The sequence below is a fragment of the Intrasporangium sp. genome, from assembly GCF_036566125.1.
In the GTDB taxonomy this organism is placed as follows: Bacteria; Actinomycetota; Actinomycetes; order Actinomycetales; family Dermatophilaceae; genus Intrasporangium.
Window position 1 is genome coordinate 1 of the sequence record NZ_DATCWX010000003.1, and the last position, 13,793, is coordinate 13,793.

The window sequence follows — 13,793 nt, forward strand, 5'->3', positions numbered from 1 at the left end:
GTCCCCTGCTCCGGGTGCCACTGGACCGCGAGCCGGAAGGGGGACGAAGGATCCTCCATCGCCTCCAACGTGCCATCGGGGGCCCAGGCGGCCGAGACGTAACCAGGATGTGTCGCCACCGACTGGTGGTGGTGGCTCGGCACGTCGTCCACCCGCGCGCCCAGGAGCTGGGCGATCCGTGTCCCGGGCACGGTGTCCACCGGGTGGCTGCCGTACGTCGCAGGCGCCGGCGAGTGGTCGTCGTGGCCGACGCGCTCGGGCACGTGCTGCTCGAGCGTTCCCCCGGCAGCAACGGCCATGACCTGCATGCCGCGGCAGATGCCGAGCACCGGCAGGTCGACCTGCGCGGTCACCTGGGCGATGGCCATCTCGGTCGTGTCCCGGTCGGGCCGCAAAGCCTGGACGGACGGGTGCCGTTCTGCTTCGTATAGCTCCGGTGCAACGTCCGCTCCGCCGGCGATGATGACGCCGTCGAGCCGCGCCAGCAGGGCGCGCACCAACCGATGGTCGTCGTCGGCCGAGTCGAGACGCGGGGGGATCACGACGGCGATCGCCCCGGCCTCCTCGACTTGGCGGACGTATGAGTGCGGGATGAGAGCCGAGGGCACGTCGCGCCATTGCCCGCGGCTGGCGAGCTCGAGATACGAGGTGATCCCGATGATCGGCGTGTCCGACACCACGACCCTCGTCTCAGAGCGGCGTCACGTAGGCGCCGGAGATGCCGCCGTCGACAAGGAAGGTCGAGGCGGTGATGAAGCTCGACTCGTCCGAGGCCAGGAACAGGACAGCGTTGGCCATCTCCTCCGGCTCGCCGAAACGGCCCATCGGTACGTGCACGAGACGCCGGGCGGCCCGCTCCTCGTCCTTGGCGAAGAGGTCCTGCAGCAGCGGCGTGTTGACCGGGCCCGGGCAGAGCGCGTTGACGCGCACCCCGTCGCGAGCGAACTGGACGCCGAGCTCACGCGACATGGACAGCACCCCGCCCTTGCTCGCGCTGTAGGAGATCTGTGACGTGGCCGCACCCATGACGGCGACGAACGAGGCGGTGTTGATGATCGAGCCCTTCTTCTGCTCGAGCATGTAGGGCAGTGCGGCCTTGCAGCAGAGGTAGACCGAGGTCAGGTTGACGTCCTGGACACGGCGCCACGCGTCGAGGTCGGTCGTGAGGATCGAGTCGTCCTCAGGTGGGCTGATCCCCGCGTTGTTGAAGGCGATGTCCACCGAGCCGTAGGTGTCCTTGGCGACACGGAAGAGGTCGTCGACCTCCTCCTTGCTCGTGACGTCGACCTTGACGAAGGTGCCAGCCACCTCGTTGGCGATGCCCGGGCCGGTGGCGGCGTCCAGGTCTCCGATGACGACCTTGGCCCCCTCCTCGGCGAAACGTCGCACCGTTGCCAAGCCGATGCCGCTGCACCCGCCGGTGACGACCGCGACCTTGCCCTCGAGCCTGCCTGCCATATCTCTTCTTACCTCCTGCTGCAACGGCTCCATCCGAGTCTCTCAGTCGGTGGAGATGTAGACGTTCTTGACGTCGGTGAACGCATCGAGCGCATCCGGGCCGAGCTCTCGGCCGAGGCCGCTCTGCTTGAACCCTCCGAACGGCGTCCAGTAGCGCACCGAGCTGTGCGAGTTGACCGAGAGGTTGCCGGCCTCGACGCCACGGGCGACGCGGATGCCGCGCCCGATGTCCCTCGTCCAGATCGAGCCGCTGAGGCCGAAGGCGGTGTCGTTGGCCTTGGCGACCGCATCCGCCTCGTCCTCGAACGGCACGACGGCGACGACCGGGCCGAAGACTTCCTCCTGCCACACCCGGTCCCGGGTCGACTGGGGCAGGACCACGGTGGCTGGGTACCAGAAGCCGGACCCCTCAGGGGCGTCACCGCGGAAGGCGACCTCGACGTCCTCCGTCGACTCCTCCACGTACGACCGCACCGTCTCGCGCTGGCCAGCGCTGATGAGCGGACCCATCTCGCTGGCCTCGTCGGCCGGGTCGATCACCTTGACCGCGCGGACCGCCGCCTCGAAGTGCTCCATGAACCGGTCCATCGCCGACCTCTCGACGAGGATCCGGCTGCGGGCACAGCAGTCCTGACCCGCATTGTCGAAGACCCCGTAGGGTGCCCGGGCCGCTGCGAGCTCGAGGTCGGAGTCGGCGAAGATGATGTTGGCGCTCTTGCCGCCAAGCTCGAGCGTGATGCGCTTGACCTGGTCCGCGGCGCCCCGCATGATCCGCTGACCGACGGACGTCGACCCGGTGAAACAGACCTTGCGCACGTCCGGATGAGTGACGAAGCGCTCCCCCACGACCGAGCCCTTGCCCGGGACGACGGTGAAGACGCCCTCCGGGAAGCCGGCCTTGAGCGCGAGCTCGCCGAGCCGCATCGCCGTGAGCGGAGTCAGCTCGGCCGGCTTGAGCACGACGGTGTTGCCGGCCGCGAGCGCGGGCGCGAAGCCCCACCCGGCGATCGGCATGGGGAAGTTCCACGGCACGATGATGCCGACGACGCCGAGCGGCTCCTTGAACGTCACGTCGAGGCCGCCAGGTACCGGAATCTGCCGGCCGAAGTTCCGCTCCGGCGCCGCCGAGTAGTACGTCAGCACGTCGCGGACGTTGCCCGCCTCCCAGCGCGCGTTGCCGATCGTGTGGCCGGCGTTGGCGACCTCGAGCTGCGCGAGCTCTTCCACGTGGTCGTCGACGAGGTCCGCGAAACGCCGCAGCAACCGCCCGCGATCGCCGGGAGCGACGGACTTCCATGCTGGGCTCGCCTCCCTGGCCCGCGCGATGGCGGCGTCGGTCTCCTCGACCGAGGCGAGCTGGACGGTTCGCACGACCTCCTCGGTAGCGGGGTTGAGAATGGTTGCCGTCATACTCATCGAGACTCAGTTCGCTTTCAGGTCAGTGCAATTCATGCCGTATGCCGCTGGGCTCAGAGGCGCTCAAAGCCTCGCCTCCGCTCCCAGTCCGTCACGGCGGCGTTGAATGCTGCCAACTCGACGTCGGCCGCGTTGACGTAGTGGTCGACCACGTCGTCACCCATCAGCCGACGTGCCAGCTCCGAGCCATCGAGCAGGTCGCGGGCCTGCTGGAGCGTCGTCGGCACGTGCTCCTTGTCGGAACGGTAGGCGTTGCCCTCGAACGCCGGCTCGAGCTCGAGCTGCTGCTCGATGCCGTGGAGTCCGCCCGCCATCATCGCCGCGACCGCGAGGTAGGGGTTGACGTCCCCACCGGGTACGCGGTTCTCGACGCGCAGCCCGGACCCGTGTCCGACGACCCTGAGCGCACAGGTCCGATTGTCACGGCCCCACGCAATGGCAGTCGGCGCGAAGCTGCCCGGCTGGAAACGCTTGTACGAGTTGATGTTCGGTGCGTAGAAGTAGCAGAGGTCCCGCATCGTCGCCAGGATCCCGGCGATGAAGTGATCGAAGAGCTCGCTGTGGCCGTGTTCGCGATCAGCGTCGGCGAACGAGATCGAACCGTCGGTGCCGCGAAGGGACAGGTGGATGTGGCACGAGCTGCCCTCACGCTCGTCGAACTTGGCCATGAAGGTCAGCGACTTGCCTTGTCGAGCAGCAAGCTCCTTCGCCGCATTGCGATAGACCACGTGGTTGTCACAGGTGCGCAGCACCTCGTCGTAGAGGAACGCGATCTCGTGCTGGCCCAGGTTGCACTCCCCCTTGGCCCCCTCGACGACGACCCCGGCCTTGTACATCTCGTTCCGGATCTCGCGCAGGAGCGGCTCGACGCGGTCACCGCCGAGGATCGAGTAGTCGACGTTGTAGCGGTTGGCCGGAGTCATGCCCGTGTAGCCGCGATCCCATGCCGCGTCGAAGGAGTCCTCGAAGACGATGAACTCGAGCTCGGTACCGCAGAGGCCCACGAGCCCCAGTGAGGCGGCCCGGTCCACCTGGGCCCGGAGGACCGAACGGGGGGCCTGTGCGACGCGGCCGGTGCCGTCGAGCCACGTCAGGTCGCACTGGATCGTCGCTGAGTGCTCCGCCCCCGGCGTCCTGCGCACGGTCGTCAGGTCCAGGTCGAAGAACATGTCGCCGTACCCCCGCTCCCATGACGAGATCGCATAGCCGTCAACGGTGTTCATGTCGACGTCGACGGCCAGGAGGTAGTTGCAGCCCTCGGTGCCGTGCTCGAGCACGTGGTCGAGGAAGTAGTGCCCATGAAGTCGCTTGCCCTGCAGTCGACCTTGCATGTCCGTGAAGGCGACGACGACAGTGTCGATCGTCCCCTTCTCGATCTCCTCGCGAAGGTGGTCGAGGGTGAACGCCGGTGGTGCTGACATACGCCAGTCCCTTCGTTTCGGTCAGCCGATGAGGCCGCGGAGGAGTGCGGAGGTCGCGTCGCAGTGCTCCTCCATGACGGTACGCGCCTCGTCGGCGTCGCCCGCGAGGATCGCGGCCACGATCCGCTGGTGTTGGTCGTTGGAGTGCTCGATGTTGCGGCGCAGCACCGGGATCGCAGTGAGCAGCTCGTGGAGCGCGGCCTGGGCGCGCGTCACGGCATCGATGAGCATCGGCGAGCCGGACAGCGTCGCGATGGCAAGGTGGAGGCGAGAGTCCGCGACCCGGTGCGCCGCACCCTCGGCCGCCTCGTGGACCGCGCGGAGGCTGTCCGCCAGCCACGCACGCTGGTCGCTCGCGAGCGTGCGGGTGGCGGCGAGCCATGCGGCACCCGGCTCGACGACACGACGGAAGTCGAGCGCATCCGCCATCGCAGCCCCGCTCCGCACGTAGGCACCGGTGGCCGGGGAAGCCAGCTCAGCGGCATACGTCACCCAGGTGCCACCCCCGCGACCGCGGCGCGTCGTGACAAGCCCGGAGTCGCGGAGGGCGGCGATCGCGTCGCGAAGGGTGTTCCGGCTGATGCCCAGCCGCTCGGCGAGGTCACGCTCGGGCGGGAGCTGCTCCCCGTCGGCGAGCACTCCCAGGCGGATGGCCCGGGCGAGCTGTTCGACGGCGTGCTCGAAGGCGTTGCCGGACGCCGGACGCAGGACTGCGTCCGGCAACGCGCTCGATGCGAGCGAGCTCGCGCTCTCCCCCGTCATGTCAGCCCAGGACCTCCGCTGCGGGCTTGGTGTCGTGTCCTGCGGGGACGTCCTTGAGGAAATGGTGGCGCCCTCCGACGAACCAGGTGACGGTCGCGAAGACGAGCACGGCCCCGACCGCCACGGGCGCGTAGTTGAACGTCTCGTCGCCCCACGTGCCCGGTGCGTAGGCGGGCAGCATGAAGAGCACGACGATGATGCCCACCCACACCACGGCGATCCAGCCGATCGGCGCACTCCACCGGCCGAGGCTCCAGCGCCCCGGGCGGAACTCAGGGTGCGTCCGGCGCAGGAAGACCGGGACAACGTAGGCGATGTAGAGACCGATGACCGCGATCGACGTGACGGCAGCGTAGGCGGTGATGCTCCACAGGGCCGGCAGCGCCACGACGACGGAGCCGGCGACGCAGAGCCAGATCGAGTTGGTTGGCGTGCCCGTGCGCGGGTTGACCTTCGACCACCAGCGCGAGCCGGGCAGGGCGTTGTCGCGCGAGAAGGCGTAGGACATCCGCGAGTTCGCCGTGACTGAGGCCATGCCGCAGAAGAACTGGGCCACAGCCGCGATGAGGAGCATGAACTCGCCGAGGCTCTCACCAGCAGCGTCGATGAAGATCTGCGCCGGGGGCAGGCCGGTCTCGGTGGCCCGCTGAGCGTCGTAGTCCTGGATCGCCGCAGTGACCGACACGAGCAGGACCCACCCGGCCAGAATCGAGACCCAGACGCTGCGCACGATGCCCTTGGGGGCCTCGGTCGCGGCGCCCTTGGTCTCCTCGGCGACGTGGGCCGACGCGTCGTACCCGGTGTAGGTGTACTGCGCCATGAGCAGGCCGACGAGGAACGCGTAGGGCAGGCCGAGGATCGCCAGGTCGAAGCCGGTCGAGTTCTTGTACTCGGTGAACGTCCAGGTGAGCGACTGGTGCTGGTCGGGAACCAACCACAGGATCGCGACGATGACGGCGACGCCGATGAGATGCCACCAGGCGCTGACGTTGGAGAGCACCTTGACGAGGTTGACGCCGAAGGTGTTGAGCAGGCCGTGCAGGGCGATGATGATGAGGAAGGCGACGAAGGTGCTGACTGCGGTCACCTCGACGCCGATGGTGAGGTTGAGCAGCGCCATCCACGTAATGGCAGCTCCGTAGTCGATGGCCGCGGTGACGGCTATCTCGCCGAGGAAGTTGAACCAGCCGACGTACCAGGCCCAGACCCGCTTGTTGCGGCGGGCGAGGCGACCGGCCCAGTAGTAGAGGCCACCCGCCGTCGGGTAGACCGAGCAGATCTCGGCCATCGACAGGGCGACGCAGAGGACGAAGAGGCCGACCAGCGGCCACCCGATCGAGATCGCAATCGGGCCGCCGGCGTCCATGGCCAGGTAGTAGGTCGTGATGCAGCCGGCGAGGATGGAGATGATGGAGAACGACACGGCGAAGTTCGAGAACCCGCTCATGCCGCGGTGGAGTTCCTGCTTGTAGCCGAGCTCGGCGAGCATTGCCTCGTCGTCGTGCCCGTGTTCGGTGGAGGTGTCGACAGCCATGCAGTACTACCTCTCAAACATCATGCGACGGACCTTTGTCCCCGCTGCTAAATGGTGAGTGGCATCAAATACCCGCACGGGTGATGTCGTCAATGGTTCTTGATCAAACCTTTTGACGGAGGAGATGCTCCAAGGTGACGGCAACGCCGTCCTCGTCGTTGGAGGGACAGATCCGGTCGGCGACGGCGCGAACCTCCTCGTGCGCGTTGGCCACCGCCCATCCGACGCCAGCCCATCGGATCATCGGCACGTCGTTGGGCATGTCCCCGAAGGCCCACACGTCGTCGACGCCGATCCCGCGGCCGGCCGACCATTGCTCGAGAGCAACCGCCTTGGTGACGCCGGCGGCATTGATCTCGGCGAGCCCGCCAGCACCGGAGTAGCTGACCTGGGCGCGGTCACCGACCACCTCGGTTGCACGACGGAGGAACTCCTCATCACGGAGGGTCGCTGACTTCGCGAGGAGCTTCCCGACCGCCTCCTCGTCGAGGTCATCGATGGGCCCCTCAACGGCGTCTGGCGGGACGACGTGAGCAGGATCGTGCGGGAACAGCGCCTCGAACCACAGGCCGCTGCCCCGCTCCGCCGCGAACGTCACATCCGGCACCGCGCGACGCAGGTCCTCGACGATGTCCAGCACCACGGCATGCTGGAACCCATTGCTGCTGATGACCTTCCGCGCGGCGACGTCATAGACGAACGCGCCGTTCCCGCAGATGGCCACGCCGTGCCCGCCCACCGCGGAAGCCAGCTCGTCCAGCCAGCGAGGTGGCCTCGCGGTGACGAAGACGACCTCGATACCGGCCTCCTCGGTGGCGGCGAGCGCAGCGCCGGCCCGGCGGGAGAGCGTCCCGTCGGATCGGAGCAGCGTGCCGTCGAGGTCGGTCGCGATCAGACGAGGCGCGTCATCCACCCGTGTGAGTCCTCGACCCGGCCGTACTGGATGTCGAGCAGGCGTGCTCGAATCGCCGTGCCCACCGTGTCCTCGTGACCGTCCCGGCGGTGGTCGACCGACCCGCCGTCCCAGCGCAGCTCGCCGACCGGCGTGATGACGGCAGCGGTGCCGCAGGCGAAGATCTCCACGATGTCGCCGGCTGCGGCGCCCTCCTTCCACTCGTCGATGGGGATGCGCCGCTCCTCGGGCTCGAGGTCGAGCTCCTTGGCCAGCTCGAGGATCGACGCCCGGGTGACGCCTTCGAGGATGGTGCCGGTCAGCTCCGGGGTGACGATCTTGCCGTCCTTGGTGACGAAGAAGAGGTTCATCCCGCCGAGCTCCTCGATGTACGTGTGCGTCGACGAGTCGAGGAAGACCGCTTGGTCACAGCCGTGCTCGGCACCCTCGAGCTGCCCGGCGAGGGACGACGCGTAGTTCCCACCGCACTTCGCGGCGCCGGTGCCGCCGGCACCGGCACGGGCATAGGCCGTGGAGATCCACAGGGTGACCGGCTTGACGCCACTGGTGAAGTACGAGCCGGCCGGGGAGGCAATAACCGAGTAGGTCACCTTCTGGGCCGGGCGAACGCCGAGGAACGCCTCGGAGGCGAACATGAACGGGCGCAGGTAGAGGCTCTTCTCGCCCTCCGCCCCGGGCACCCAGTCCTGGTCGGTGCTGACCAGCTGTCGCAGAGACTCGATGAAGTCGGCTTCGGGGAGCTCGGGGAGGGCCAGACGCCGCGCCGACCGGGCGAACCGCGCTGCGTTGGCCTCGGGCCGGAAGGTCCAGATCGACCCGTCGGCGTGCCGGTAGGCCTTCATCCCCTCGAAGATCTCCTGCGCGTAGTGGAGCACGGCTGCCGCCGGGTCGAGCTGGAACGGACCGTAGGGCTGTACCCGTGCGTTGGTCCACCCATCCTCACCGGACCAGTCGATGACGACCATGTGGTCCGTGAAGGTCTTGCCGAAGCCGGGGTTCTCCAGCACCTGCGCGATTCGCTCGGACGGTGTGGCGTCCTCGCGACGGGTGACCTCGAAGGACATCTGGGTCATGGCTAAACCTCCGTAACGGCAGTCTGCGGTGATCCATTGCAGGCTATCGCCCACATCGTGAGACAGCGAAGGTGGGCAAACCGCGTCGAACGAGCCGTCCGAACCCTCCATCGTTCGTCAGAGTCGGGACGCGATGGCGTCGCCGACCTGCGAGGTGGAGCGGACGGTGCCGCCCCGCTCGGCGAGATCGGCCGCTACGGCCTCCTCAACGCGGCTCGCATCGTCGGCGCGCCCGAGATGCGCGAGGAGCAGCGCGACGGACAGGATCGCTGCGGTCGGGTCGGCCTTGCCCTGCCCGGCGATGTCGGGAGCCGAGCCGTGAACCGGCTCGAACATGCTGGGAGTCGTGCGAGCCGGGTTGATGTTGCCCGACGCAGCGAGTCCGATGCCGCCCGAGATGGCGGCGGCGATGTCGGTGATGATGTCGCCGAAGAGGTTGTCCGTGACGATGACGTCGAAGCGGCCGGGGTCGGTCGCCATGAAGATCGTCGCCGCGTCGACGTGCTGGTAGGCGGTCTCGACCTCAGGGAACTCGGCGGCGACGTCCTCGACCGTGCGGCGCCAGAGGTGTCCGGCGTGCGTCAGCACGTTGTGCTTGTGCACGAGGGTCAGGTGCCTGCGCGGACGAGCCTGGGCACGGGAGAAGGCATCGCGGACCACCCGCTCGACGCCGAAGCGGGTGTTGACGCTGACCTCGGTGGCGATCTCCTGAGGCGTCCCGACCCGGAGCGCGCCGCCGTTGCCGACATACGGCCCCTCCGTGCCCTCGCGGACGACGACGAAGTCGATGCCGTCGGGGGCGACGCGGGAGACGTCGAGTGGGCTCGCGACGCCGGGGAAGAGCTTCGCCGGGCGCAGGTTGACGTAGTGGTCGAGGGCGAACCGGATAGGCAGCAGCACCCCCCGCTCCAGGACGCCGCTCGGGACGGTTGGGTCGCCGATGGCGCCGAGGAGGATCGCGTCGTGACCGCGCAGCTCCTCGAGCACCGAGTCAGGCAGCAGCTCGCCGGTCGCGTGCCAGCGCCGGGCACCGAGGTCGTAGTCGGTCGTGGAGAACTTCGCGCCGCTGGCCGCCGTGACCGCGTCCAGAATCTTCAGACCCTCCGCGACGACCTCCGGACCGATGCCGTCACCGCCGATGACGGCGATCGAGTAGTCCTGCTTCTGGCCTCGAGTGCGCTGCTCCACCATGGTTCAAGCGTAGGGATCGTCTTGTGATGTGGAATCCATGTCTCAGTTCCTGACATGGCCCGACATGGCCCGACATCGCGAAGGCCCTCGCCCCACGAACGGGAGAGGGCCTTCAGCGTGGACGATCGGCCTGGTCGTTGCTCAGTCGTCGGTGTGGCCCTGGTCGCGCAGGTCCATCGACTCCTGCAGCGCGCGGCGGGCGGCCTTGGCATCTTCGCTCATTGCACTCATTCCTTCATTGCATGTCACGGTGGGTGGTTTCAGGTGCTCGAGCCCGGGTGGGCGAGCCGTCAGCCTGGAGGGAACGCGGGGTCTCCGCGACGAGGTAGCTGACTACTGAAACTCGCCGCGGCTGGCAATGAGGAGTACGAGCTGCCGCGTCATGACATTCACGCTACGCCGGGCTGCGGCGGGGTAAAGGGGGTTTCCAGAAAATGAGACGGTAGGGCCAGGATGCGGCGTAAGAATCTCCGGCACGTGTCAGGTGTCACAGGACCGCCCCCTCGCACCTACGCTCAAGGAGTGACCGAACACCGGCACGACATCGCGGCCGGGCCGGATGGCTCTGGCTCGCACAGCAATGTCTCGGGCCACCTCGAAAACCACCCACGGTGGATCGCCATCCCGCCCAGCAACGCTCGGCGCGTCGTTCTCATCATCCTGACGGCCGTGGTGCTGCTCCGGGTGGCGACGTGGGCCTTCGCAGCCACCAGCGGCTTCCTCTTCTTGCTCCTGCTCGCATGGCTGCTCTCCATCGCCATGGAGCCTGTGGTGCTGTCGTTGAGCGAGCGGGGTCTGCGCCGTGGCGTCGCCACGGGCTTCACCTTGATCGGCATGCTCGTGGTCCTCGCCGGACTCCTCGAGCTGTTCGGCTCGGTCTTCATCTCGCAGCTGTCCCAGCTCGGCACACAACTGCCCAAGGTCATCACGTCGACGATCACGTGGATCAACCAGACGTTCCACACCGAGTTCAACCAGAACGACATCGAGTCGGCGCTCGGTCTCACACCGGACAAGATCGGCGAGCTCGCAGGACGATACGGCGGCGGGCTCCTCGGCGTCTTCGGCTCCCTCTTGGCCTTCCTGTTCGACTCCCTGACGATCCTCGTCTTCGCGTACTACTTCTCTGCGGACAGTCCGCGCCTGCGCCAGACCATCGGTTCCTGGCTGCCCCAGCGGTACCAGCGGGTCTTCATCACCGTCTGGACGACCTCGGTCGAGAAGACGGGCGGGTACGTGGTGTCGAAGCTGGTGCTCGCGGCAATCTCGTCCTTCGCGCACGCGACCTTCTTCTGGGCCATCGACGTGCCCTTCTGGCTGCCGCTGGGTGTCTTCGCCGGCATCGTCGGCCAGTTCATCCCCACCATCGGCACCTATCTCGGCGTGATCCTGCCCGCCCTCTTCGCGCTCCTCGACAAGCCGATCAACGCGGTGTGGATCGCGGTCTTCGCGACGGTCTACCAGCAGCTGGAGAACTACGTCTTCACGCCGCGCATCAGCCGGCGCACCATGGACATCCATCCCGCCGTCGCCCTCGGCTCGGTCATCGCCGGCGCAGCGCTGTTCGGGCCCATTGGCGCCCTCATCGGGATCCCCGTGGCCGCGGTCGCCCTGTCAGTGCTCGACACGTTCAGCAAACGGCACGAGCTCGTTCCCGAGCTCGCCGACCTCGAGACGCCCCCCGACGGTGCGGGAGGAGAGGACGAACCCGCCGCCACCGAGCAGTCCGCCCACGCCGACACGGACGCCACGCCGGACGCCTCGCGGACCTGACCGCCTCCAGTCAAGTCTGCCCAGTGCCACTCCGCCCGGGAGCAATGACGGGACCAACCCCGGTCGAGCCAGGTGCTCGCGCACGAGCCGCAACACCTGATCCCGTCATTCGTCCCTCACGGCACGGCGCGACCCAGGAGATTCAGACAGCTCCGGCACGGGCGGCACACTCAATGCCGTATGCCGCTGGGCTGGGACGGCGCGTCTCGCGCGGTCCCAGCCCAGCGGCATACGGAATGGGCTTGTCAGCCTTGCAGGTCGACGACGGTGAAGGCCTTGGCGTCGACGGCCGCAGCGATCTCGCCGGCGAGCTGCGGCGAGACCGCGCTGTCGACGTTGAGCACCCCGATCGCCTGGTCGGCCTGGCGGGAGACCTGCATGCCGCCGATGTTGACATCGGCGTCGCCGAGCAGCTTGCCGACCGCGCCGATGATCCCCGGCCGGTCGGAGTACTCGAAGACGAGCATGTGGTCGGACAGCGGCACCTCGAGGTCGTAGCCGTTGATGCCGACGATCTTCTCGACCATCTTCGGACCGGTGAGCGTGCCGGAGACGCTGACGATCGTGCCGTCGGCGAGGGTGCCGCGCAGCGTCGTGATGTTGCGGAAGTCGCCCGCGTCCGATTCGGTGAGCAGTCGCACCTGACAGTCGCGCTGCTCGGCGAGGATCGGCGCGTTGACGTAGGTCACCGGGTCCTCGACGACGTCGGTGAACAGTCCCTTGAGGGCGACGAGCTTCCACACGCTGACGTCGTGCTCGGTGATCTCGCCGCGCACGTCGACGTCGAGCTGGGCCGGCACGGCGCCTGCGACGGCGGTGAAGATCCGGCCGAGCTTCTCGACGAGCGGGATGCCGGGGCGGACCTCCTCGGCGATGTAGCCCGAGGACACGTTGACGGCATCCGGCACCAGCTCTCCCGAGAGCGCGAGGCGGACCGACCGCGCGACGGATACGCCTGCCTTCTCCTGGGCCTCCTCGGTCGAGGCACCGAGGTGCGGGGTCACGACCACGGACTCGTGATCGAAGAGGGGGGACTCCGTGGTCGGCTCGGTCGCGAAGACGTCAAGGCCGGCGCCGGCGACGCGGCCCTCGGCGATCGCGCGAGCCAAGGCAGACTCGTCGAGGATGCCGCCGCGGGCTGCGTTGATGATGCGCACCGTGGGCTTGACCTTCGAGAGGGCGTCCTCGCCGATGAGGCCGACCGTCTCCGGTGTCTTCGGGAGGTGGATGGTGATGAAGTCGGACTGGGCGAGCAGCTCGTCGAGGCCGACGAGCTGGGCCCCGACGAGGCCCGCCTTGGCCGGCGAGGCGTAGGGGTCGTAGGCGAGCACCTTCATGCCGAAACCCTTGAGGCGCTCGGCGACCAGTGCGCCGATGCGGCCGAGCCCGATGACACCGACCGACTTGTCGAGCAGCTCGACGCCCGAGTACTTGCTCCGCTTCCAGGCGCCACCCTTGAGCGACTGGCTGGCCGGGGCGATGTTGCGGGCCGTCGCGAGCAGCAGGGCGATGGCCAGCTCCGCGGCCGAGGTGATGTTGGACGTCGGCGCGTTGACGACCATGACACCGGCCCGGGTCGCCGCCTGCACGTCCACGTTGTCGAGCCCGACACCGGCGCGCGCGATGACCTTGAGATGCCGGCCCGCTGCGATCGCCTCCGCGTCCATCTTTGTCGCCGAGCGGATGAGCACCGCGTCCACGTCGGCGAGAGCCGGGAGGAGCTCGTCGCGGTTGGCTCCGTCGCAGGTGCGGACCTCGAAGTCCGGTCCGAGTGCCTCGATCGTGGCGGGTGACAGCTCTTCGGCGATGAGGACGACGGCCTTGGTCACAGGGGATCCTTTCGGGCGGGTGCGCGGCCCGGGGAGGACGCGGGCCATAGGGCGGCACCGCGATGTGCCGCCCAAAGTCTAGGCGCAGGTGACGGCCCGGGTCATCACAAGCAACCAGCATGTGAACGGATTCGGTGCCCACGTGACGGGTATCACCTAATGGACCCCGCGTCCCGAATGGCGGGACCTCGCGCATCAAGGCGCCGACCCAAGGCGGGCACCGAAACCGCCCAACCCACGGCCAACGGCACGACAGGACATCCTCACGTCTCCACGGTGTGGGCCGACGGCGGCGGTGTGCCGATGGTCGAGACGGCTCGTGGGGGCGACGCCGTGCGGGTGGCCACCGCCCCCTTGACCCGCTCGAGCCGGAACCAGCGCACGTCGCGCCTGAGTCGGCACCACCCGACGAGGTACCACCGG

At 68.2% G+C, this 13,793-nt stretch carries 13 protein-coding genes; 1 reads left to right on the forward strand and 12 read right to left on the reverse strand.

Annotated features, from left to right (window positions below; all coding sequences use genetic code 11):
• The 10 genes from VIR15_RS00135 to VIR15_RS00180 form a co-directional block, all read right to left on the reverse strand.
• Window positions 1-677 (reverse strand): gamma-glutamyl-gamma-aminobutyrate hydrolase family protein (locus tag VIR15_RS00135; RefSeq protein WP_331925438.1); only part of this gene is annotated, 677 nt, incomplete at its 3' end.
• A 13-nt stretch (window positions 678-690) separates the two neighbouring features.
• Entirely contained in the window at window positions 691-1,458 is a 768-nt protein-coding gene (locus VIR15_RS00140; protein ID WP_331925439.1) for a 3-oxoacyl-ACP reductase, read from the reverse strand.
• A gap of 42 nt (window positions 1,459-1,500) precedes the next feature.
• The gene (locus tag VIR15_RS00145; RefSeq protein WP_414654877.1) at window positions 1,501-2,868 is read right to left on the reverse strand and encodes an aldehyde dehydrogenase family protein; all 1,368 of its coding nucleotides are present in this window, start codon (window positions 2,866-2,868) and stop codon (window positions 1,501-1,503) included.
• Between the two features lie 59 nt (window positions 2,869-2,927).
• Window positions 2,928-4,295: a glutamine synthetase family protein gene (locus VIR15_RS00150; protein WP_331925441.1), complete on the reverse strand. Its 1,368-nt coding sequence runs from the start codon at window positions 4,293-4,295 to the stop codon at window positions 2,928-2,930.
• Between the two features lie 21 nt (window positions 4,296-4,316).
• Entirely contained in the window at window positions 4,317-5,057 is a 741-nt protein-coding gene (locus tag VIR15_RS00155) for a FadR/GntR family transcriptional regulator (RefSeq protein ID WP_331925442.1), read from the reverse strand.
• Window position 5,058: 1 nt separating this feature from the next.
• Entirely contained in the window at window positions 5,059-6,591 is a 1,533-nt protein-coding gene (locus VIR15_RS00160; RefSeq protein ID WP_331925443.1) for an amino acid permease, read from the reverse strand.
• A gap of 103 nt (window positions 6,592-6,694) precedes the next feature.
• Complete coding sequence (locus VIR15_RS00165) at window positions 6,695-7,504, reverse strand: HAD family hydrolase (RefSeq protein WP_331925444.1); 810 nt, start codon at window positions 7,502-7,504, stop codon at window positions 6,695-6,697.
• On the reverse strand, window positions 7,483-8,577 hold the full coding sequence (locus VIR15_RS00170; protein WP_331925445.1) for a branched-chain amino acid aminotransferase: 1,095 nt from the start codon (window positions 8,575-8,577) through the stop codon (window positions 7,483-7,485). Before VIR15_RS00170 ends, VIR15_RS00165 begins: the two co-directional genes overlap by 22 nt.
• 117 nt (window positions 8,578-8,694) lie before the next feature.
• Window positions 8,695-9,768, reverse strand: coding sequence for a 3-isopropylmalate dehydrogenase (locus VIR15_RS00175; RefSeq protein ID WP_331925446.1), 1,074 nt, complete (start codon window positions 9,766-9,768; stop codon window positions 8,695-8,697).
• Between the two features lie 141 nt (window positions 9,769-9,909).
• On the reverse strand, window positions 9,910-9,999 hold the full coding sequence (locus tag VIR15_RS00180) for a 3-isopropylmalate dehydrogenase (protein WP_324143190.1): 90 nt from the start codon (window positions 9,997-9,999) through the stop codon (window positions 9,910-9,912).
• A 291-nt stretch (window positions 10,000-10,290) separates the two neighbouring features.
• Between VIR15_RS00180 and VIR15_RS00185 the strand changes: the two genes are divergently transcribed.
• Complete coding sequence (locus tag VIR15_RS00185) at window positions 10,291-11,541, forward strand: AI-2E family transporter (protein ID WP_331925447.1); 1,251 nt, start codon at window positions 10,291-10,293, stop codon at window positions 11,539-11,541.
• A 245-nt stretch (window positions 11,542-11,786) separates the two neighbouring features.
• Here the strand turns inward: VIR15_RS00185 and serA are convergent, their stop codons facing one another.
• Window positions 11,787-13,370 carry a phosphoglycerate dehydrogenase gene (serA, locus tag VIR15_RS00190; RefSeq protein WP_331925448.1) on the reverse strand — a complete coding sequence of 528 codons (1,584 nt, stop codon included), beginning with the start codon at window positions 13,368-13,370 and terminating at the stop codon, window positions 11,787-11,789.
• Between the two features lie 263 nt (window positions 13,371-13,633).
• The coding region (locus VIR15_RS00195; protein ID WP_331925449.1) for a WYL domain-containing protein at window positions 13,634-13,793 on the reverse strand (160 nt) is incomplete at its 5' end.

Coding starts and splice junctions, on each gene's coding strand:
- VIR15_RS00140 (WP_331925439.1), bottom strand. CDS start 1,458: ATGGCAGGCAGGCTCGAGGGCAAGGTCGCGGTCGTCACCGGCGGGTGC.
- VIR15_RS00145 (WP_414654877.1), bottom strand. CDS start 2,868: ATGACGGCAACCATTCTCAACCCCGCTACCGAGGAGGTCGTGCGAACC.
- VIR15_RS00150 (WP_331925441.1), bottom strand. CDS start 4,295: ATGTCAGCACCACCGGCGTTCACCCTCGACCACCTTCGCGAGGAGATC.
- VIR15_RS00155 (WP_331925442.1), bottom strand. CDS start 5,057: ATGACGGGGGAGAGCGCGAGCTCGCTCGCATCGAGCGCGTTGCCGGAC.
- VIR15_RS00160 (WP_331925443.1), bottom strand. CDS start 6,591: ATGGCTGTCGACACCTCCACCGAACACGGGCACGACGACGAGGCAATG.
- VIR15_RS00170 (WP_331925445.1), bottom strand. CDS start 8,577: ATGACCCAGATGTCCTTCGAGGTCACCCGTCGCGAGGACGCCACACCG.
- VIR15_RS00175 (WP_331925446.1), bottom strand. CDS start 9,768: ATGGTGGAGCAGCGCACTCGAGGCCAGAAGCAGGACTACTCGATCGCC.
- VIR15_RS00180 (WP_324143190.1), bottom strand. CDS start 9,999: ATGAGTGCAATGAGCGAAGATGCCAAGGCCGCCCGCCGCGCGCTGCAG.